Source organism: Plastoroseomonas arctica (genome assembly GCF_018128965.1).
Taxonomy (GTDB): Bacteria; Pseudomonadota; Alphaproteobacteria; order Acetobacterales; family Acetobacteraceae; genus Plastoroseomonas; species Plastoroseomonas arctica.
In genome coordinates this window covers 123455-141565 of the sequence record NZ_JAAEDH010000006.1, presented here as the reverse complement: position 1 = coordinate 141565, position 18111 = coordinate 123455, and the positions used below count along the sequence as shown (strand labels likewise).

General features: G+C 70.4%; 18 protein-coding genes. 12 read left to right on the top strand and 6 right to left on the bottom strand.

All coding sequences use genetic code 11. From position 1 onward, the window contains the following. Positions 1–146 precede the first annotated feature (146 nt). Positions 147–2144: a transketolase gene (gene tkt, locus GXW79_RS07515; RefSeq protein WP_281414686.1), complete on the bottom strand. Its 1998-nt coding sequence runs from the start codon at positions 2142–2144 to the stop codon at positions 147–149. Positions 2145–2326: 182 nt separating this feature from the next. Between tkt and GXW79_RS07510 the strand changes: the two genes are divergently transcribed. Further along, complete coding sequence (locus GXW79_RS07510) at positions 2327–3178, top strand: VIT1/CCC1 transporter family protein (protein WP_246503795.1); 852 nt, start codon at positions 2327–2329, stop codon at positions 3176–3178. A gap of 300 nt (positions 3179–3478) precedes the next feature. Here GXW79_RS07510 and GXW79_RS07505 read toward each other — a convergent pair whose 3' ends face one another. Next, positions 3479–4342 (bottom strand): DMT family transporter, encoded by an 864-nt coding sequence (locus GXW79_RS07505; RefSeq protein WP_367614835.1) that lies wholly within the window; start codon positions 4340–4342, stop codon positions 3479–3481. Between the two features lie 107 nt (positions 4343–4449). On the opposite strand from GXW79_RS07505, the gene GXW79_RS07500 reads away from it, so the two are divergent. The 4 genes from GXW79_RS07500 to GXW79_RS07485 are packed head-to-tail and all read left to right on the top strand — an operon-like array spanning position 4450 to position 8043. After that, positions 4450–5526, top strand: a complete 1077-nt coding sequence (locus GXW79_RS07500) for a quinone-dependent dihydroorotate dehydrogenase (protein ID WP_211873732.1) — start codon at positions 4450–4452, stop codon at positions 5524–5526. A 26-nt stretch (positions 5527–5552) separates the two neighbouring features. Then, positions 5553–5906 carry a DMT family protein gene (locus tag GXW79_RS07495; protein ID WP_211873731.1) on the top strand — a complete coding sequence of 118 codons (354 nt, stop codon included), beginning with the start codon at positions 5553–5555 and terminating at the stop codon, positions 5904–5906. Continuing rightward, on the top strand, positions 5906–7180 hold the full coding sequence (locus GXW79_RS07490; RefSeq protein ID WP_211873730.1) for an MFS transporter: 1275 nt from the start codon (positions 5906–5908) through the stop codon (positions 7178–7180). Before GXW79_RS07495 ends, GXW79_RS07490 begins: the two co-directional genes overlap by 1 nt. Continuing rightward, positions 7177–8043 carry a TIGR01459 family HAD-type hydrolase gene (locus GXW79_RS07485; protein WP_211873729.1) on the top strand — a complete coding sequence of 289 codons (867 nt, stop codon included), beginning with the start codon at positions 7177–7179 and terminating at the stop codon, positions 8041–8043. The genes GXW79_RS07490 and GXW79_RS07485 overlap by 4 nt, the downstream gene beginning before the upstream one ends. A 179-nt stretch (positions 8044–8222) precedes the next feature. Here GXW79_RS07485 and GXW79_RS07480 read toward each other — a convergent pair whose 3' ends face one another. Beyond that, positions 8223–8807 carry a YqgE/AlgH family protein gene (locus tag GXW79_RS07480; protein WP_211873728.1) on the bottom strand — a complete coding sequence of 195 codons (585 nt, stop codon included), beginning with the start codon at positions 8805–8807 and terminating at the stop codon, positions 8223–8225. Positions 8808–8927: 120 nt separating this feature from the next. Here GXW79_RS07480 and GXW79_RS07475 point away from each other — a divergent pair, with 120 nt between their 5' ends. Both GXW79_RS07475 and GXW79_RS07470 read left to right on the top strand, forming a co-directional pair. Further along, on the top strand, positions 8928–9410 hold the full coding sequence (locus GXW79_RS07475; protein WP_211873727.1) for a peroxiredoxin: 483 nt from the start codon (positions 8928–8930) through the stop codon (positions 9408–9410). Next, on the top strand, positions 9410–9700 hold the full coding sequence (locus GXW79_RS07470; RefSeq protein ID WP_211873726.1) for a hypothetical protein: 291 nt from the start codon (positions 9410–9412) through the stop codon (positions 9698–9700). Before GXW79_RS07475 ends, GXW79_RS07470 begins: the two co-directional genes overlap by 1 nt. A gap of 5 nt (positions 9701–9705) precedes the next feature. Here GXW79_RS07470 and GXW79_RS07465 read toward each other — a convergent pair whose 3' ends face one another. Then, positions 9706–10185 carry a hypothetical protein gene (locus tag GXW79_RS07465; RefSeq protein WP_211873725.1) on the bottom strand — a complete coding sequence of 160 codons (480 nt, stop codon included), beginning with the start codon at positions 10183–10185 and terminating at the stop codon, positions 9706–9708. A 103-nt stretch (positions 10186–10288) separates the two neighbouring features. Between GXW79_RS07465 and GXW79_RS07460 the strand changes: the two genes are divergently transcribed. The 4 genes from GXW79_RS07460 to GXW79_RS07445 all read left to right on the top strand — a co-directional run bounded on the left by GXW79_RS07460 (position 10289) and on the right by GXW79_RS07445 (position 15229). After that, on the top strand, positions 10289–10936 hold the full coding sequence (locus GXW79_RS07460) for a tetratricopeptide repeat protein (RefSeq protein ID WP_211873724.1): 648 nt from the start codon (positions 10289–10291) through the stop codon (positions 10934–10936). Between the two features lie 29 nt (positions 10937–10965). Then, positions 10966–12273: an outer membrane protein assembly factor BamB family protein gene (locus GXW79_RS07455; RefSeq protein ID WP_367614834.1), complete on the top strand. Its 1308-nt coding sequence runs from the start codon at positions 10966–10968 to the stop codon at positions 12271–12273. 280 nt (positions 12274–12553) lie between these two features. After that, positions 12554–13885, top strand: coding sequence for a ribosome biogenesis GTPase Der (gene der / locus GXW79_RS07450; protein ID WP_211873723.1), 1332 nt, complete (start codon positions 12554–12556; stop codon positions 13883–13885). A gap of 66 nt (positions 13886–13951) precedes the next feature. Next, a complete protein-coding gene (locus GXW79_RS07445; RefSeq protein WP_211873721.1) occupies positions 13952–15229 on the top strand; it encodes an aspartate aminotransferase family protein in 1278 nt (425 codons plus the stop codon). Positions 15230–15241: 12 nt separating this feature from the next. On the opposite strand, the gene GXW79_RS07440 is transcribed toward GXW79_RS07445, so the two are convergent. Next, entirely contained in the window at positions 15242–15748 is a 507-nt protein-coding gene (locus tag GXW79_RS07440; protein ID WP_211873720.1) for a hypothetical protein, read from the bottom strand. A 209-nt stretch (positions 15749–15957) separates the two neighbouring features. Here GXW79_RS07440 and argB point away from each other — a divergent pair, with 209 nt between their 5' ends. Beyond that, positions 15958–16842: an acetylglutamate kinase gene (argB, locus tag GXW79_RS07435; protein WP_211873718.1), complete on the top strand. Its 885-nt coding sequence runs from the start codon at positions 15958–15960 to the stop codon at positions 16840–16842. Between the two features lie 8 nt (positions 16843–16850). Here argB and GXW79_RS07430 read toward each other — a convergent pair whose 3' ends face one another. Further along, the gene (locus tag GXW79_RS07430; protein WP_211873717.1) at positions 16851–17951 is read right to left on the bottom strand and encodes a DUF2336 domain-containing protein; all 1101 of its coding nucleotides are present in this window, start codon (positions 17949–17951) and stop codon (positions 16851–16853) included. Between the last annotated feature and the right edge of the window lie 160 nt (positions 17952–18111).

Here is an 18111-nt window from a genome sequence, read left to right as displayed (position 1 = left end):
AGGCCGTTCGGACGACAGCATGGGGGAAATGAATTTCCCCCAAACCCCCATTCTTCTTTTTTGATTTTTGGTTCGGGCTGGGAGGTCAGCGGCGGTGGTTCAGGGCGGCGCTGGCTCGGCAGCCAGGACCCGGGGGATTCCCAGCCTTACTCGACCCGCTTCTTCACCGCGGCAACCACCGCTTCCACCGTGATCCCGAAATGCTTGAACAGGGCCTCGGCCGGGGCGCTCGCACCGAAGCCTGCCATGCCGATGAAGACCCCCTCCGGCCCCAGCCAGCGGTCCCAGCCGAAGCCGATCAGCGCCTCGACCCCCACGCGCAACCCCGAGCCGAGCACGTCCTCGCGATAGCTCGCGTCCTGCAGCGCGAAGAGTTCCCAGCACGGCAGGGACACCACGGCGGTCCCGATTCCCTCGGCTTCCAGTGTCACGCGGGCGGCGACGGCCAGATGCAGCTCGGACCCCGTGGCGATGAGCGTGGCGCGGCGCGGGCCGCTCGCTTCTTCCAGCACATACCCGCCGCGGGCGCAGCGGTTCTCGCCGGCGTCGGAACGGAGTGCGGGGAGGTTCTGCCGCGAGAGAGCGAGCAGGGAAGGGCCGTCGGCGCGCTTTATCGCAAGTTCCCAGCACTCCGCGGTCTCCATCGCGTCACCGGGGCGGAAGACGAAGACGTTGGGCATGGCGCGGAAGCTGGCCAGGTGCTCGACGGGCTGGTGCGTCGGCCCGTCCTCGCCCAGGCCGATGGAGTCATGCGTCAGCACGTGGATCACGCGCTGGCGCATCAGTGCGGCGAGACGAATGGCCGGGCGCATGTAGTCGGAGAAGACGAGGAAGGTGCCCGAATAGGGGATGATGCCGCCATGCAGCGCCATGCCGTTCATCGCAGCCGCCATGCCGTGCTCGCGCACGCCATAATGGATGTAACGGCCGGCAAAGTTGCCCGGCGTGACCGAGGCCACGCCCTTCACGTTGGTGTTGTTCGACCCGGTGAGGTCCGCCGACCCGCCAACCATCTCCGCGATCGCGGGCACCAGGGCTTCGAGGGCCTTCTGGCTGGCGATGCGGGTCGCGATCTTGGGCTTCTGCTCGGCGTGCTGGGCGCGGAGCGCGGCGAGCGGCAGGTGCCAGCCCTCCGGCAGCTTGCCGGCGATGGCGCGTTCGAATTCCTCGCGCTGCGGGTGGTTAGCGAGGCGCTTGAGCCAGGAACGTCGGGTGCCGGCGCCGCGGCGGCCGACGGCTTCCCAGCGCTCGCGCAGGCCCTCGGGGATCTCGAAGGGGCCGTGGTTCCAGCCCAGCGCGGATTTGGCGCCCTCCGCCTCGGCGGCACCGAGCGGTGCGCCATGGCTGCCGGCGGTGCCGGCCTTGGACGGCGCCGAGAACCCGATGATCGTCCGGCAGGCGATCAGCGTCGGCCGGCGCGAGCGCTGCGCCCAGGCCAGCGCGGCGGCGACGGCCGTGGGGTCATGCCCGTCGACCCGCCGCGTGGACCAGCCATACGCGGAGAAGCGCTTGAGCGTGTCATCGGTGAAGGACAGCGCGGTATCGCCATCGATGGAGATGGAATTGTCGTCCCAAAGTACCGTCAGCTTCGCCAGGGCCAGGTGCCCCGCCAGCGACGCCGCCTCGTGGCTGATCCCTTCCTGCAGGTCGCCGTCCGAGGCGATCACCCAGGTGCGGTGGTCCACCAGGGACTTGCCGAAACGCGCGGCCAGCAGCCGCTCCGCCATCGCCATGCCCACGGCGGTCGCCAGGCCCTGGCCGAGCGGGCCGGTCGTGGTCTCGATGCCCGGATGCTCGCCGAACTCGGGGTGCCCTGCGGCGGGGGAATGCAGCTGGCGAAACTGCTTGAGCTGCTCGACGCCCATCCCGGCATGTCCGGTCAGGTGCAGCAGCGCGTAGAGCAGCATCGATCCATGCCCGGCGGAGAGCACGAAGCGGTCGCGGTCGGGCCAGCGCGGGTCCGCCGCGTCGAACTTCACGAAGCCATCGAACAGCGCCGTCGCGGCGTCCGCCATGCCCATCGGCATGCCGGGGTGGCCGGATTTGGCGGCCTCGACGGCGTCGATGGCCAGCGCGCGGATGCAGTCGGCCATGCGCCGCGCCTCGCCGGCAGGACGCGCCAGGATGGCGGCCTGGTGCGCCAGCGCCGGGTTCCTGGCTTGCGCCGACGCCGTGTTCGACGGGAGAGAATCGGGTTCGGTGGTGGCCAAGGGGCGATGGACCTCGGGGATGTCAGGGGCGGCGCCGCTATAGAACTCCCGCGCCGCGGCGGCAAATCAGGCGCCCTGCCGCGTCCCCGCCCTGCCGCCCGCCAAGATCGTCCCGAATGGCGGCGCCGCTCCCGCCACCCGGCCGCCGCCGCGCGCTGAAGGTCGCGCGCGGCGGCGGCGCCGCCTATACTGCGCCCATGCCCCCATCCGACCCAGCCGCGACCGACACCATCGAGGAAAGCCCAACCCGTGACGGGCTATGGCCGATGCCGCCGGGCCCGCCGCACGAGGAGCACCACTTCACCGCCTCCGAGACCGTGCGAGACCTGGTGATCGGCATGGCCGATGGCCTGACGGTGCCCTTCGCGTTGGCCGCGGGGCTCACCGGCGCGGTCGCCGGCAACACCCTGATCGTGACCGCGGGCCTCGCCGAGATCGCCGCCGGGTGCGTCGCCATGGGCCTCGGCGGCTATCTCGCCGCGCGCACCGATGCCGAGCACTACGTCGCCGAGCGCCAGCGCGAGGAGCAGGAAACCCACGACTACACCGACCGCGAACGCTGGGAGGTGGCTGCGATCCTGCACCGCTACGGCGTGCGCGGAGACGCCCTGCGCCTGGCGGTGGACAGCATCTGCGCTGACCGCCGCCGCTGGGTGGACTTCATGATGCGCTTCGAACTCGACCTTCAGGAGCCGCAGCCAGGTCGCGCGGCGCAATCGGCCGTGACCATCGGCGGCGCCTATGTGGTGGGCGGGATGATCCCGCTCGCGCCCTACATCGTCATGACCGACACCGTCAGCGCGCTGATCGTCTCGGCCTGCGTGACCGCACTGGCACTGACCGGCTTCGGTTGGCTGAAGGCGCGCGCGACAGGACTGCCGGCCACGCGCGGGGCAGCGCAGACGCTGGCGATCGGCGGGCTGGCTGCGAGCGTGGCGTACGGGATCGCGAAGCTGGTCGGCGGGTAGCGGAGGAAGAAAGCATGGGGGCTTTGCCCCCAAACCCCCACCAGGATCGTGTCGATCCTGGACCTCCATCTGTTGGTTCTTGGGATTGGAAAGGGGATCTCGCCGGAGGCGAGCCGGGGTGGGGAGGGGGCGCCGGCGGTGCCATTTCCACGGGAGCGCCCGCGACGCGCCCCCTCCCAACCCCGGCGCATCTCGATGAAACACCCCTCCCCAAGCCCAGGACCAACACATGCAGGGGCCCGGGGATCGGCGCGATCCCCGGCGGGGGTTTGGGGGCAGCGCCCCCATGCTTGCTTCGCCTCACGCCATCCGCAGTGCCGCCTCACGCCGCGCCCGTTCGCTTGCCAGGCACGCGGCCGCCACCACCGCTGCGCCGACGAGCACCTGCCAGGCGGGCACCACGCCCCAGATCGTGATGTCGAATCCCACCGCGAAGATGAGTGCAGCGTATTCGAAGGGTGCAAGGCGCGCTGCGTTGGCGTGGCGGAAGGCCAGCGACATCGCGACCATCGCGCCGGCGGAGACTATGCCGTTCAGGCCGAGAAGTATTGCGTCGGCCGGGCCTGGCGTGCGCCATTCCGCCAGCATGAAGGGCAGGGTGGCGGCCGCGCCCAGCAGGCTCGGCCACAGGATCACGCCGGCGAGGCTGCTTTCGGCGCGCAGGCGGCGGTTGATGGTCATGATGACCGCGTAGTTGAACGCCCCGAAGAAGGCCCAGGCATAGCCTTGCCAGGCGCCGCCGGCGCCGAGGCTCGGCACGATCGCGAAGGCGACGCCGCAGAACCCCACCGCCGTCCAGGCCCAGGCGCGGCCTGGCAGCGATTCGCGCAGGAACAGCGCGGCCATGCCGAGCAGCATGAAGGGCGCGGTGAAATGCACCAGGTATCCCTCGGCGAGCGACAGGCTGCGCAGGGCCAGGAAAAACCCCGCGGCCGAGCCGAGCATCGCCATCGCCCGCAGCCCCTGCAGCCAGGGATACGCGGAGGCCAGCGTGCCGCCCGCGCCGGGTCGGATCGCGCGCGCGGCGAGGAACAGCGCGAGCATCACCGCGTGGCGCAGGAACAGCACCTGCCCTGCTCCGAAGCCGGCGGCGAGCAGCTTGGAGTTCGTATCCAGCACCGACCACATCCCGATGGCGGCCAGCAGCCAGGCCGGTCCGTTCACGCGCTTTTCCTGTTCCCGTGCGACGGGGCGGTTCTGCCGCCGGTGGTGTGGCGGGTCAACGCGCCGCCCCTTCCGCTCACCGGCCGGCTCGGGCACAAGCGCCCGCGATGACCCCCGCCCTTGCCTCCGCGCTCACGCCACTGCTGCGCGCCCTCGATCCCGAAACCGCACACGGGCTTGCGCTTTCGGCATTGGAATGGGGTCTGGCGGGCCGCGACGCCGCGCCGGAGGACCCCCGCCTGGTCTCTCACGCGCTCGGCCTGCGCTTCGCAAACCCGATCATGCTCGCGGCGGGGTTCGACAAGGATGCCCGCGCCATCCTGCCGCTGATGCGGCTGGGGTTCGGCGCGGTCGAGGCCGGGTCGGTCACCCCGCGCCCTCAGGCGGGCAATCCGCGGCCGCGCCTGTTCCGGCTTGCCGAGGACCGCGCGGTGATCAACCGCATGGGCTTCAACAATGCAGGGCTCGCGGCCTTCCTCGCGCGGATCTCGACGCTGCCGCGCCCGTTGCCCGCACCGCTTTGCGCCAATATCGGCATTAACAAGGACAGCATGGCGAAGGCGGCCGACTATGCGCTGCTCTACGCCGCCCTCGCCCCGCATGCGGACCTCGTCACGGTCAACATCTCCTCGCCCAACACCCCGGGCCTGCGTGACCTGCAGGGCGAGCAGAGCCTGGGCGAGGTGCTGGACGCCATCGGTGCGGCGCGGGCCAGGCTGCCGCGCACGCCGCCCATCCTGGTCAAGATCGCGCCCGACCTCGCCGAGGAGGCGCTCGCCCCCATCGTCAGCGCCTGCCTCACGCGCGGCGTCGCCGGGCTGATCGTGTCCAATACCACCCTTTCGCGGCCCGAGACGCTGCGCAGTCCGCATCGCGGCGAAACCGGTGGTCTTTCGGGCGCCCCGCTGCTCGCTCCCTCGACCGAGATGCTGCGCCGGGTCGCCCGCATCGCGCGCGGCCGCCTCACGCTCATCGGCGTCGGCGGCGTCGCGAACGGGGCGGATGCACTGACAAAAATCAAGGCCGGCGCCTCGCTCGTGCAGCTCTACAGCGCCTTCGCCTATGACGGGCCGGCGCTGATCCCGCGCCTCAAGCGCGAGCTCTCCGAGGCACTTTCGCGCGAGGGTTTCGGCAACGTCACGGACGCCATCGGCGTTGAGGTGCGCGAACCGGCCCGTCCTTGACCGGCCTCAGCCCCAGGAGCGCCACCATGTTCTGGTCCTCGCCGAAGGTCCTGCCCATCCTTCTGCTCGTGGCGTCGAACGTCTTCATGACCTTCGCGTGGTACGGGCATCTGAAGTACCGCACCTCGCCGCTCTGGATGGCCATCGTCGCAAGCTGGTGCATCGCCTTCGTCGAGTATTGCTTCGCGGTGCCGGCCAACCGCATCGGCTACGGCGCCTATTCGGCCGCCGAGCTGAAGACCATGCAGGAGGTGATCACCCTCTCCGTCTTCGCGATCTTCTCCGTCGCCTATCTCGGTGAGACGCTGAGCTGGAACCACGCGGTCGGCTTCGGCTTCATCGCGCTCGGCGCCTTCTTCATCTTCAAGGGGCCGCTGTGATGGCGGCGGACAGCCCGCGTACCGCGCGCCCGCTCGATGCCCTGAACTTCTTCCTCGCCGATGTGCGCGACGGGCTCGGGCCCTACCTCGCGATCTACCTCCTCGTCGTCCAGCATTGGGACGCGGCGGCGATCGGGACGGTGATGTCGGTCGCCGCCATCGCGGGCATCGTGGCGCAGACGCCGGCCGGGGCGTTGATCGACGGCACCACTGCCAAGCGCGCGGCCATCGTGGTCGCTGCGCTGGCGGTGACGGCGGGGTCGCTGGTGCTGCCCTTCATCGACAGCTTCTGGTTCGTCGCCGCCACCCAGGCCGCCACCGGGGTCGCCGCGGCGGTGTTCCCGCCGGCCGTCGCCGCGATCACGCTCGGCATCGTTGGCCCCAAGGCGTTCGGCCGCCGGGTCGGGCGCAACGAGGCCTTCAACCACGCCGGCAACGCGACGGCGGCGACGATCGCCGGTGTGACCGCCTATTTCTTCGGGCCCATCGCGGTGTTCTGGCTGATGGCCGCCATGGCCATCGCGAGCATCATTGCCACGCTGTCCATCCCCGCCGAGGCCATCGACCATGAGCTGGCGCGCGGCCTCGCCGAGGACGCCGCCGATCCCAGCCACCACGACCAGCCCTCGGGCTGGCGCGCCATCATCGCCTCGCGCCCGCTGATGATCTTCGCGGCCTGCACGACGCTGTTCCACTTCGCCAATGCGGCGATGCTGCCGCTGGTCGGCCAGAAGCTCGCCCTGGTGAACCAGGAGCTGGCCACCACGCTGATGTCGGTGTGCATCGTGGCCGCGCAGGCGGTGATGGTGCCGGTCGCGATGATCACGGGTGCCAAGGCCGATGCCTGGGGCCGCAAGCCGATTTTCCTGGTCGCACTCGCGGTCCTTGCCCTGCGCGGGGCGCTGTACCCGTTCTCCGACAACCCCTACTGGCTGGTGGGCGTGCAGCTGCTCGACGGCGTTGGCGCGGGGATCTTCGGCGCGCTCTTCCCGCTCATCGTCGCCGACCTCACCCGCGGGACCGGGCGGTTCAATGTGAGCCAGGGCGCGATCGCGACGGCGCAGGGCATCGGCGCGGCGCTTTCGGCGGGCGTCGCGGGCGTGATCGTCGTGGGGTATGGCTACGGCGCGGCGTTCCTGTTCCTGGCCGGTGTCGCGGCCGGCGGTCTGGCGCTGTTCTGGCTGGGCATGCCCGAGACGCGCGACGTTGCCCCGCAGGGGCAGGGCGCCCAGGAACCGAGAGGCCAGGAACAAGCAGTGAGGTCGACCCCTTGAAGATCCTCGACGGCATCGCCGGCATCGCCGAGCACTACGACGCCTTCATCCTCGACCTCTGGGGCGTGGTGCATGACGGGCGCGCGCCCTATCCCGGCGTGCTCGACGCGCTGGCGCAGCTGCGCGCCCGCGGCAAGCGCATCGTCTTCCTCACCAATGCCCCACGCCGGTCCTGGTTCATCGACGCGATGCTGGCCAAGATGGGTGTGGAGCGCGGCCTGTACGACGAGACGCTCTCCTCGGGCGAGGTCACCTGGCGGGTGCTGCGCGACCGGACGCATCCCTTCCTCGCCGGGCTCGGCGGCCGCGCCTTCCATATCGGGCCGGAGCGCGACCTCTCGGTGATCGAGGAGAACGTGGCCACGTTAGTGGCCACGCCTGGAGAGGCCGATTTCCTGCTCAACACCGGCCCCGACCCCGATCGCGGACCGAAATCCGTCGAACCCTATCGCCCGGTGCTGGAGGCCTGCCTCGCCGCCGGGCTGCCGATGATCTGCGTGAACCCGGACCGCGCCGTGATGGTGGCCGGCGAGCGCCTGCTCTGCGCCGGCGCCTTCGCCGACGTGTATCGGCAGGGCGGCGGCCGCGTGCTCGAGATCGGCAAGCCCGATCCCACCGTCTATGGCCCGGTGCTGGCCGCTCTTGGCGACCCGGCGCTGTCCCGCGTGCTGGCCGTGGGGGATACGCCGCACACCGACCTTGCCGGCGCGAAGGCCGCCGGCATCGACTGCCTCTGGGCGATGACGGGCCTGGCCGGGGATGCCTACGGGCCGGATCCGCATCCGGCGTTGCTGGACCGGGAGGCGGCGCATCACGGGGTAACGCCGATCGCGGCGGTGCGGTCGCTGGTCTGGGCCGGGTAATTTGGCGGTACCGTCCCAGGGCTAAAAGGATTATAATCCTTCAATCGGTGTCAGGTTCGCGGCCGGTCACTGCGCAAGTCGGTAAGATTCACCGAAAGTAAGGTACCCTTACCGAGAGACGCGCCGGATCAATGGCTTGGTACTGCGCGGCGCAAGGGCGCCTTGCTGCCTTACTTGTCTCAGGCGCGCCCGGAGACGTCGGACAGCATCAGCGGGTCGATGCGCAGCTTCGCCAGCGCCCGCCGCCACAGCCCCTCCGCATCGGGGTCGAACAGCAGCGCCTCGTCGGCCGGCACGCTGAGCCAGGCGTTGCGCTGGATTTCGTCGTCGAGCTGGCCCGGCGCCCAGCCGGCGTAGCCAAGCGCGAGCACGCCCACTCGCGGGCCTCCACCCTCGGCGATGGCCTTCAGCACCTCGACATTGGCGGTCAGCGCCAGGTCGCCGCGCACCGGCAGGCTGCCCTCGGTGGACCAGTCGTCGGAGTGCAGCACGAAGCCGCGCCCACCCTCGACGGGGCCGCCTTCCAGCACCCGAATGCGCCGTGCGGGGGGGACGGGGGCGAGGCCCAGCTGGCGCAGCAGCACATCGAAGCTCATGCCCTCGATCGGGCGGTTGAGCATGATGCCCATCGCGCCTTCGGGCGAGTGCGAGCACAGGCAGATCACCGCCTGGGCGAAGCGCGGATCGGTCATCCCCGGCATCGCGACCAGCAGCTCACCGCCCAGCCAGTCCACCCCCTGGGCCAGGGTCTTCGCAACTTTCATCCGCGGTTTGCGCTGTGCCATGCAAAGGACATGGAGGGTGCGGCCGGCGCCGGCAAGATCGCCCCTGCGTGACAGGGTCGGTCGCCCGGCGTAAACAGTTTCGACGATCTGGAGAGACCCATGACGATCAAGGTAGGCGACAAAATCCCCTCCGTTACATTGATGCAGGCGACGGCCGAGGGGCCGCGCGAGATCACCACCGACGCGCTGTTTGCCGACAAGACGGTCGTGCTGTTCGGCGTGCCGGGCGCCTTCACGCCCACCTGTTCGGCCAAGCACCTGCCGGGCTTCGTGACGCAGGCTGCCGCGCTGCACGCCAAGGGCGTGGACACCATCGCCTGCGTCGCCGTGAACGACGCCTTCGTGATGGGCGCCTGGGCCAAGGACCAGGGCATCTCCGACGAGGTCGTGATGCTCGCCGACGGCTCGGCGAAGCTTGCGACCGCGCTCGGGCTGGAGCTGGATCTGACCGCGCGCGGCCTGGGCATGCGCAACCAGCGCTTCGTCCTCGTCGCGAAGGAGGGCGTGGTGACCCATGTCGCGGTCGAGGCGGCAGGCGGGTTCGAAGTCTCGAAGGCCGAAGCGGTCCTGGCCGTCCTGTGATGGACGTCGCCGCCTTCGCGCGCTTCGCCTTCGAGGCGAGCGAGGTGTTCACACGCCGCAGCCTGGGCCTCGCGCAGAACCCCGCCGATGCCGGGTTCCGCCTGTCCGACATGGTGCTGGAAAAGCAGCGCGCCTTCTCCGAGGGGGCGATGGCGGCCTGGGAGGCGGTGATGATCGGGACCCGTCCCGACCTGGTTGCCGAAGCCGCATTGCTGCCCGCGCAGCGCCAGGTGAGCGAGAACCATCGTCGCCTGACCGACGCGGCGATGCCCGGCGCCGCCCTGGTCTGAGGGCTTCAGCCGGGCCGACGCGCCGAAGGCGCGCTGTCCACCGGTTCCATTCCCGCCGCCGGCGTGGCGGGGATGATGATCAACGGCGGGGTCGCCGGTTCCACGACAATCAGCGGCTGCGGCAGCGGAATGCCCGGTCCGAAACGGGTGCGGTTTGCCTCCTGCGCCGCGTTCAGCGGCCGGGCGCCGTCACCCACTGGCACATAGGCCGGATAGGCCAGCGGCGGCACGATCCAGCAATCCGCGCGGCCAAGGCTCATGGTGCAGAACGGCTCGGCGGCCGGCGAGGGTTCCACCTCCGCGCAATAACTCTCCCGCCGGTCCAGCCGCACGATCGAGCAATCGCGTCCGGTCGCGTAGGAGGCCAGCACATCGACCGGCGAGCGCCCGATCGCTGCGACCGTGGCACCGCCCGCCACGGCGACCGGCGCCAGCGCCTGGCAGCCGCCCAGCAGCAGCCCCGGCAAAAGGGTGATCCATCGCATCCGCCGATCCTGGACCGGGTGGGCTTAACGCTTTGCCACCGGGCCTGTATGTAGCCCCCCACCCGAGTGCCCAGCCTGAGATAAGCGTCGCAAAAAGTAAGGAATGCCCGTGGTCGATATCTTCGACGAGGTCGAGGAAGAGCTTCGTGCCGAACGCGCCCGCCGCGCCTGGCGCCGCTTCGGCCCGCTGATGGCGGTGGTGCTGGTGCTCGGCATCGGCGGTGTCGCCGGCTGGCAGGGCTATGCCTGGTGGCAGAACCGCCAGGCGCAGACCAGCGCGATGGCCTTCCTCGCCGCGCAGGGCGTGGAGGGTAGCTCGCCCGCCGACCAGGCCGCGCGCTTCACCCTGCTCGCCGCGCAGTCGCCGACCGGCTACCGCACGCTGGCGCGCCTTCGCGCGGCGGCGCTGCAGGCCGAGGCCGGGGAGCGCAACCTCGCCCGCGCCACGCTCGACCAGGTCACCGGCGACACCGGCGCGGACCCGATCTACCGCGATCTCGCGAACCTGCTGTGGGTGCTGCACGGGCTCGACGACGTCGACCCGGCGGTGCTCGCCGCGCGCATCACGCCGCTGACCGCGCCGGGTTCGGCCTGGCGCGCCTCGGCGCAGGAGCTGGCGGCACTCGTGGAACTCCGCCGTGGCCATCCGGCCGAGGCCAAGCGGGCGCTCGAAGCGCTCGCCAACGACGCGGCGGCGCCGCAGGGCGTGCGCGAACGCGCGCTGCGCCTCTCGCGCAGCATCGAAGGGTGAGGATGATGCGACAGGGATTTTCGCGCCGCGTGGCCCTCCTGGGCGGCGCCGGCCTGCTTTCGGGCTGCGAGACGATCGAGGATTTTTTCGGCACCAGCCGCCGGCCGCTGCCCGGGACCCGCATCGCGGTGCTCGCACAGGATGAGCGCACGCGCGTCTCGGCCGACCGCAACTTCAACGCCGCCATCACGCTGCCGCCGCCGGTCGCGCGCGCCGACTGGCCCCAGGCGGGCGGCACGCTCGGCCATTCGCCCGGGCATGTGGCACTCGCACCCAATCTCGCCGAGGCCTGGCGCAGCAGCTTCGGCTCGGGCTCGGGCTATCGCAGCCGCATCACCGGTGCGCCGATCGTGGCCGGCGACACGGTGTTCGTCTCGGACGCCTATGGCGCCGTCTCGGCATTCGCGACTGCGAACGGCCGGCGCCGCTGGCGGTTCGATTCCAGCCGCGAGAACGAGAGCGACGGCGCGGTCGGCGCCGGCATCGCCTTTGACAACGGCGTGCTCTACGTCTCGACGGGCCTGGCCGAGCTGATCGCGCTCGACCCCGCCGACGCCTCGGTGAAATGGCGCGTGAACCTGCCCGCGCCGTCGCGCGGCGGCATGACCGTCGCGGGTGGCCGCGTGCTGATCCCGACCATGGACCAGCTGTTCGGCTTCTCGGTCGAGGATGGCCGTCGCGTCTGGTCCTACCGCGCGAGTGCCGCGGCCACCGCGCCGCTCGGCACGCCCTCCCCGGCGGTCGAGGGCGATGTGGCGGTGGCCGGCTTCGCCTCGGGCGAGGTTGTCGCGATCCGCGTCGCCGACGGGCGCGTTCTGTGGACGGAAAGCCTGGCCGCGGCAGGGCGCATCAGCCTCGCGGAGGTGTCGGGTATCCGCGCGCTGCCGGTCATCTCCGACGGGCGCGTCGTGGCGGTCGGCATGGGCGGGCTGTCGGTCGCGATCGACCTGCGCTCCGGCCGGCGGCTGTGGGAGCGTGAACTCGGCGGTCCGAACTCGCCCTACGTCGCCGGGGAATGGGTCTTCGCAGTGACCGATGCCGGCGAGGCCGCGGCGGTGAGCCGCGACGACGGACGCGTCCGCTGGGTGACCGCGATCACGCCCGCCGCCGCGGCGAACCGCGCGCCCGGGCTCCTCGCCCCGCCGATCCTCGCCTCCGGGCAGCTCTATGTCGGAACCGGCGCGGGCGAGCTCGTCGCGCTGAACCCGATCGACGGCGTGATCATCGGGCGGCGGCGGATGCCGGGAGGTGTCACCATCCAGCCGGCGATCGCGGGGGATACGATGTTCGTGGCCACGGACGACGCGACACTGGTCGCTTTGCGGGCGAGCGCGTAAAGACCGGGGGGCTTTGCCCCCCAGACCCCCCACCGGGGTATGGAGGCATACCCCGGACCCCACCATCTGTTGGTTCCTGGATGGCGGAGGGTGTTGAGGTTCGCCGGAGGCGAGCCGGGTTTGGGAGGGGGCCTGACGCGCCCCCTCCCAAACCTGGCGCTTTTCCGTGAATGTCAGACCCTCCCTATTCAGAACCACAAATGGAGGGGTCCGGGGATCGACACGATCCCCGGTGGGGGTTTGGGGGCAGAGCCCCCATGCTTTCTTTAGGCTTTTTCCCATGCGCACCATCGCCATCCTCGGCCGACCGAACGTCGGCAAATCGACCCTGTTCAACCGTCTCGTCGGCAAGAAGCTGGCGTTGGTGGACGACACCCCCGGCGTGACGCGGGATCGCAAGGAGGGGTTTCAGCATTATGGCGGCCGCCGCCTGCGGTTCATCGACACCGCCGGGCTGGAGGAGGCGGCGCCGACGACGCTGGCGGGCCGCATGACCGCGAGCAGCGAGGCCGCGATCCGCGAGGCGGACATCGCGATCTTCGTCGTCGATGCGCGCGCCGGGCTGACGCCCACCGATCGCGGCTTCGCCGAATGGCTGCGGCGCGCCTCCATTCCGGTGCTGCTGGTGGCCAACAAGGCAGAGGGCAAGGGCGGTGCGACCGCGGCGCTGGAGGCCTATGAGCTGGGCCTGGGCGAGCCCATCCCGGTCTCCGCCGAGCATGGCGAGGGGGTAACGCACCTGATCGGCGTCATCCTCGACACGCTGCCCGAGGGCGAGGCGGAGGATGAGTCGCGCGACAAGCCGCTGCGCATCGCCATCGTCGGCCGCCCGAATGCCGGGAAGTCCACGCTGCTGAACACGCTGATCGGCGAGGAGCGCATGATCACCGGGCCGGAGCCGGGCCTGACGCGGGATTCCGTCTCGGTGGAGTTCTCCGACGCCGAGGGGCGCGTCCGCGTGGTGGACACGGCCGGCCTGCGCAAGAAGGCGCGGGTGGAGGAGAAGCTCGAGAAGATGAGCACCGGCGCGTCGATCGAGGCGCTGCGGGACTGCGAGGTTGCGATCCTCGTCGTCGATGCGCTGCTGGGGATGGATGAGCAGGACCTCCGCATCGCGCGGCTTGCCGAGCGCGAGGGACGGGCGGTGGTGATCGCCTTCAACAAGTGGGATGTGGTCGAGGATCGGGTGGCCTCGCGCAAGGCCATCGACGACGTGCTGATGACCTCGCTGACCCAGTCGCGCGGCGTCTCGGTCGTGCCGCTCTCGGCGGCGAACGGCAAGGGTGTCGAGAAGCTGATGCCGGTGGTGCGCACGACGCATGAGCTGTGGAACAAGCGGGTGCCGACCGGGGCGCTGAACCGCTGGTTCGAGACGGCGCTGTCGCGTCATCCGACGCCGCTGGTCGAGGGCAAGCGGATCAAGCTGCGCTACGCGACACAGACCAAGGCGCGGCCGCCCACGGTGCTGGTGTTCGGCAGCCGCGCGGAGATGCTGCCCGAGGATTATCGCCGCTACCTGGTGAACAGTTTTCGCGAGGTGTTTCACATGCCCGGGGTGCCGATCCGCCTGCAGACGCGCGGCACGGTGAACCCCTACGCGGAGGAGGACTGACTCCGCGTGCGCTTGTCACGCTGAGGCGCCACCCATAGCCTGACCGCTCACTGCGGAGCGCCCGCCATGCCCGACACCATCGCGCCGACCCTGGCCGAGATCGCCAACCGCGTGCTGCCCGCCGGCAGCTTCGGCAACATGGCCGACCGCACCATCATCCGCGAGGGGCGCGCCGGCCGCGTCTGGGACACCGACCGGCGCGAGTATGTGGATTTCCTGCTCGGCTCCGGCCCGATGCTGGTGGGCCATGCCCATCCCGAGGTAAATGCCGCCGTCATCGCGCAGGTCGCGCGCGGGTCCACCTTCTTCGCCAACAACGAGCCCGGCATTCGCCTCGCCGCCGAGATCGTGGACGCGGTGCCCTGCGCCGAGCAGGTACGTTTCGCGAGCACCGGCACCGAGGCCGATGCCTATGCCATGCGCCTCGCGCGCGCGTTCAGCGGCAAGCCCAGGATCTTGAAGTTCGAGGGCGGCTACCACGGCATGAGCGACTACGGGCTGATGAGCCTGTGGCCCGCGCGCCCCGGCAATGCCGAGCAGGCGATGCCCGACTCCGCCGGCATCCCGGAGAGCGTGCAGGCGGAGATGCTGGTCGCGCCGTTCAACGACCTCCCCGCCGCCGAGCAGATCATCCATGCCCATCGCGACGAGCTCGGCGGGGTGATCGTGGAGCCGATGCAGCGGTTGATTCCGCCGCTGCCGGGCTTCCTGCAGGGATTGCGCGCCATCACGGCGGAGTACGGCATTCCGCTCATTTTCGACGAGGTCGTCACCGGGTTCCGGCTGAGTTATGGCGGTGGGCAGGCATATTACGGCGTGACGCCGGACATCTGCACGCTGGGCAAGGTAATCGGCGGCGGCTACCCGCTATCGGCGATTGCCGGGCGCGAAGACATCATGGCGCATTTCGACCGGGCGAAAGTGGGGGCGGCGGGATTCATGCCGCAGATCGGGACCCTGAGCGGCAACCCGATCGCCGCGGCCGCGGGCCTGGCGACCCTCGCGATCCTGAAGCGCCCCGGCGCGTATCAGCGGATCTTCGCGACCGGACGTTCGCTGATGGCAGAGCTCGAGAAAGCGCTTGTCAATGCCGGCCTGCCGGCGCTGATCCTGGGCGAGCCAGTGATGTTCGACGCGCTGTTCACCACGCGCGACCGCGTGACGGATTATCGCGGATCGCTCGATGTCGACAAGGCGCGAAGCCAGGCATTCAATGCCGGGCTCCGGCAGCACGGCGTCTTCAAGAGTGAAAGCAAGTTCTACATCTCGCACGCGCATGACGCGCGCGACATCCAGAACAGCATCACCGCGTTCAGCGCGGCGGCGGCGATGCTCCAAGATTGAAGCCGGTGGGCCTCAGCGCGCCGAGACAACCACCGGCGCATTGACGACCGAGCCGGCCGGATTGTGCTGCATCGTCAGCGTGCCGAGCGGCCGGCCGCCGTAATTCACCTGGCAGTTGATCTCAGCAAAGGTCAGACGATGGATGATGCCGCGGCGCTCGCCCGGCGGCTCGCTGAACTCGTGGTTCTCGCAGCGGGCGGCGATCGGCGTGCCCTGGTAGTCGCCGTTGATTGCGATCGGGGTCGCGGCCGCCTCCGGGCTGCGGGCATCGGGCAGGGTGCCGCGGCCCACATCGGCGCCGTTCGCGCTGATGACAACGCGACGCTCGAGCGTGCCAAGGGCGATCTTGGCGGCTTCGACGCGTCCGGAAATGGTGACCGCAGCGCCGCCGCGGGGCGAGGGCGCCTGCAGCGCCTGGGGGAAGGTGGCATCGGGTCGTGAAAACCCGAGGCAGCCCGAAAGGCTTAGCCCGGCCAGGGCAACGAAACTCAGCTTTTTCGCAAGTGCGCCGCGGTTCATGATGCTAACCTCAAATTTGACACGAGCAGAATAGTTGCGACCCCGATACCGAGTCAATGCATTCGAGATCCGTTTTCACAGCTTTGACGCGAATGCTATTTGCGAGACTACACGTATTCAACCCTTGGGCGTTCGATCACAATCGCAGGCGCTTGACCCGGTCGCCCACCGCCGCGCACAAGCGCGTAACTGAGATCGCTGGACAGGCCATGACCGACACGCCCTTCGACCCAATGCAGCAACTGGCCGGCGCGCTGCCCTTCCTCAAGCGCTACGACGATCAGATCATCGTGGTGAAGTACGGTGGCCACGCGATGGGCGACGAGGCCGGGGCGCTGCGCTTCGGCCGCGATATCGCCCTGCTCGAGCAGGTGGGCGTGAACCCGGTCGTGGTTCACGGCGGCGGGCCGCAGATCAACGCCATGTTGAAGCGGCTGAACGTGCAGTCCAACTTCGTCCAGGGCCTGCGCGTCACCGATGCCCAGATGGTCGACGTGGTCGAGATGGTCCTCGCCGGGACCGTCAACAAGCAGGTTGCCGCGGCGATCACGCGCGCTGGTGTCACCGCGGTCGGCATCTCCGGCAAGGATGGCGACCTCATCCGCGCGCGCAAGCTCACCCGCACCATCCGCGACCCGGGTTCGAACATCGAGCAGGTGCTGGACCTCGGCTTCGTGGGCGAGCCCGAGAGCGTCAACCCGCGCGTGCTGCGGCTGCTGATCGGCGCCGATATCGTGCCGGTCGTCGCCCCCGTGGGCGTCGGCGCCGACGGGCACACCTACAACATCAATGCCGACACGGTGGCCGGCGCGGTCGCCGGCGCGCTCGAGGCGGAACGCCTGCTCATGCTCACCGACGTGGCGGGCGTGCTGGGCGCCGACGGGAAGCTGATCCCCGAGATGACGGTCGCCCAGGTGCGCGCCGGCATCGAGGCCGGATGGATCTCGGGCGGCATGATCCCGAAGGTCGAGACTTGCATCTACGCCGTGGAGCGTGGCGTCAAAGGCGCGGTCATCCTCGATGGCCGGGTCTCCCACGCCGTACTGCGGGAATTGTTCACCGATGCCGGCGCGGGCACGCTGATCCGGCCCTGAGGCCGCGCTCAGCCCGCCTGCGTGGCGAGGTAGCGATGCCGGGTGCGCCGTTCGGGATCGGCGCGGCGGTGCTCCGATGGACCCAGCAGCGCGACCACCGCCTGCGTGCAGGCGAAGCCGAAGCCCGCCCTGGCGGCGAGCGCGGCCACCGCCTCCGCGTCGCGGCGCTCGATCACGCGGTCGATGACGCGGACGTCCACGCCGCTGCGGATCTTCAACGCGGCGATGACGAAGCGATCTTCCTCGCGCAGGGCGGCTTGTTGCACCAGGGCGTCGCATAGCAGGCGCGCATTGTGCAGGACCCAGGCGCGTTCGAACGCCGCTGCGTCGTCCTCGCCCTGGGGTGGCGCGGTGCCGAGGCGCCGGATCATGAGCTCGAGCAGCGCCGCCGTCGTGTCGGGGGGCAGGTCGAGCCGGGCCGCGAGGGCCGCGAGGCGCTCGCCGGTGACGTATTCGCCAATCGCGAGCGCCGCCTCGCGCGGCAGGCCGGCGCGGGTGACCAGCGCCGCCTGCCAGCTGGGCTCACGCCGCGCCGCCTCGACGACGGTCTGAAGGGCGTCCGCATCGATCCGTGCGCCAGGATTGCCGAGCAGGATCGCGACGGCATCGCGGTCCTGCGTCGCGATGATGGCCGCCGCCAGGCCAGGACCGATGTCGGTCCGCGCCGCAATGGTCGCCCGCGTCGCGCCGCCAGGTGGCGCCAGGGCAAGTTCGATCAGCTCCGCCTCGGCGAGCAGCGGCGATGTCCGCAGGACGGGGCCCGAGACCGAAGCCTGCGCATCGCGCGCCAACCGCCGGATGACCTGCCTCGGCGCGGTGGTGCTGCGCTGCACCGCCAGCGCGATCGTGGCGCGGACTAGCAGCTCCGCATCGTCGCCCAGCCGTTCGAGGAAGCCGCGGATCTGCGCCTCCTGGCTGTCGCTCAGGCTAGCGGTTGCCAGCAACGCCATGCGCGCCGCGAGCGTCGCGCGTTCGACCGGTTCGGCCCTGATGCGCCCCGCAGGCCTATGTGCCGCACCGGGAAAGGCCGCGGCGCTGCCTGATGGCGCTCGGATATCCCGGGCCGATGGGAAGCGCGGGGCAGGCAGGTCGCGGATGATGGCCGGCATGAATCCCAGGCAACACCATCGCCGGAAAAGGAAAGGTTAAGCGGGCTGCCATCACGGATCGCTGCCGACCCGCCGGGGCTTGCGACCCTGCCATGACGGGGCGATTGGGCACGCATCGCCGCGTTGACAAGCGAGCCCCCGCCGCAGCACACCTTGCAGC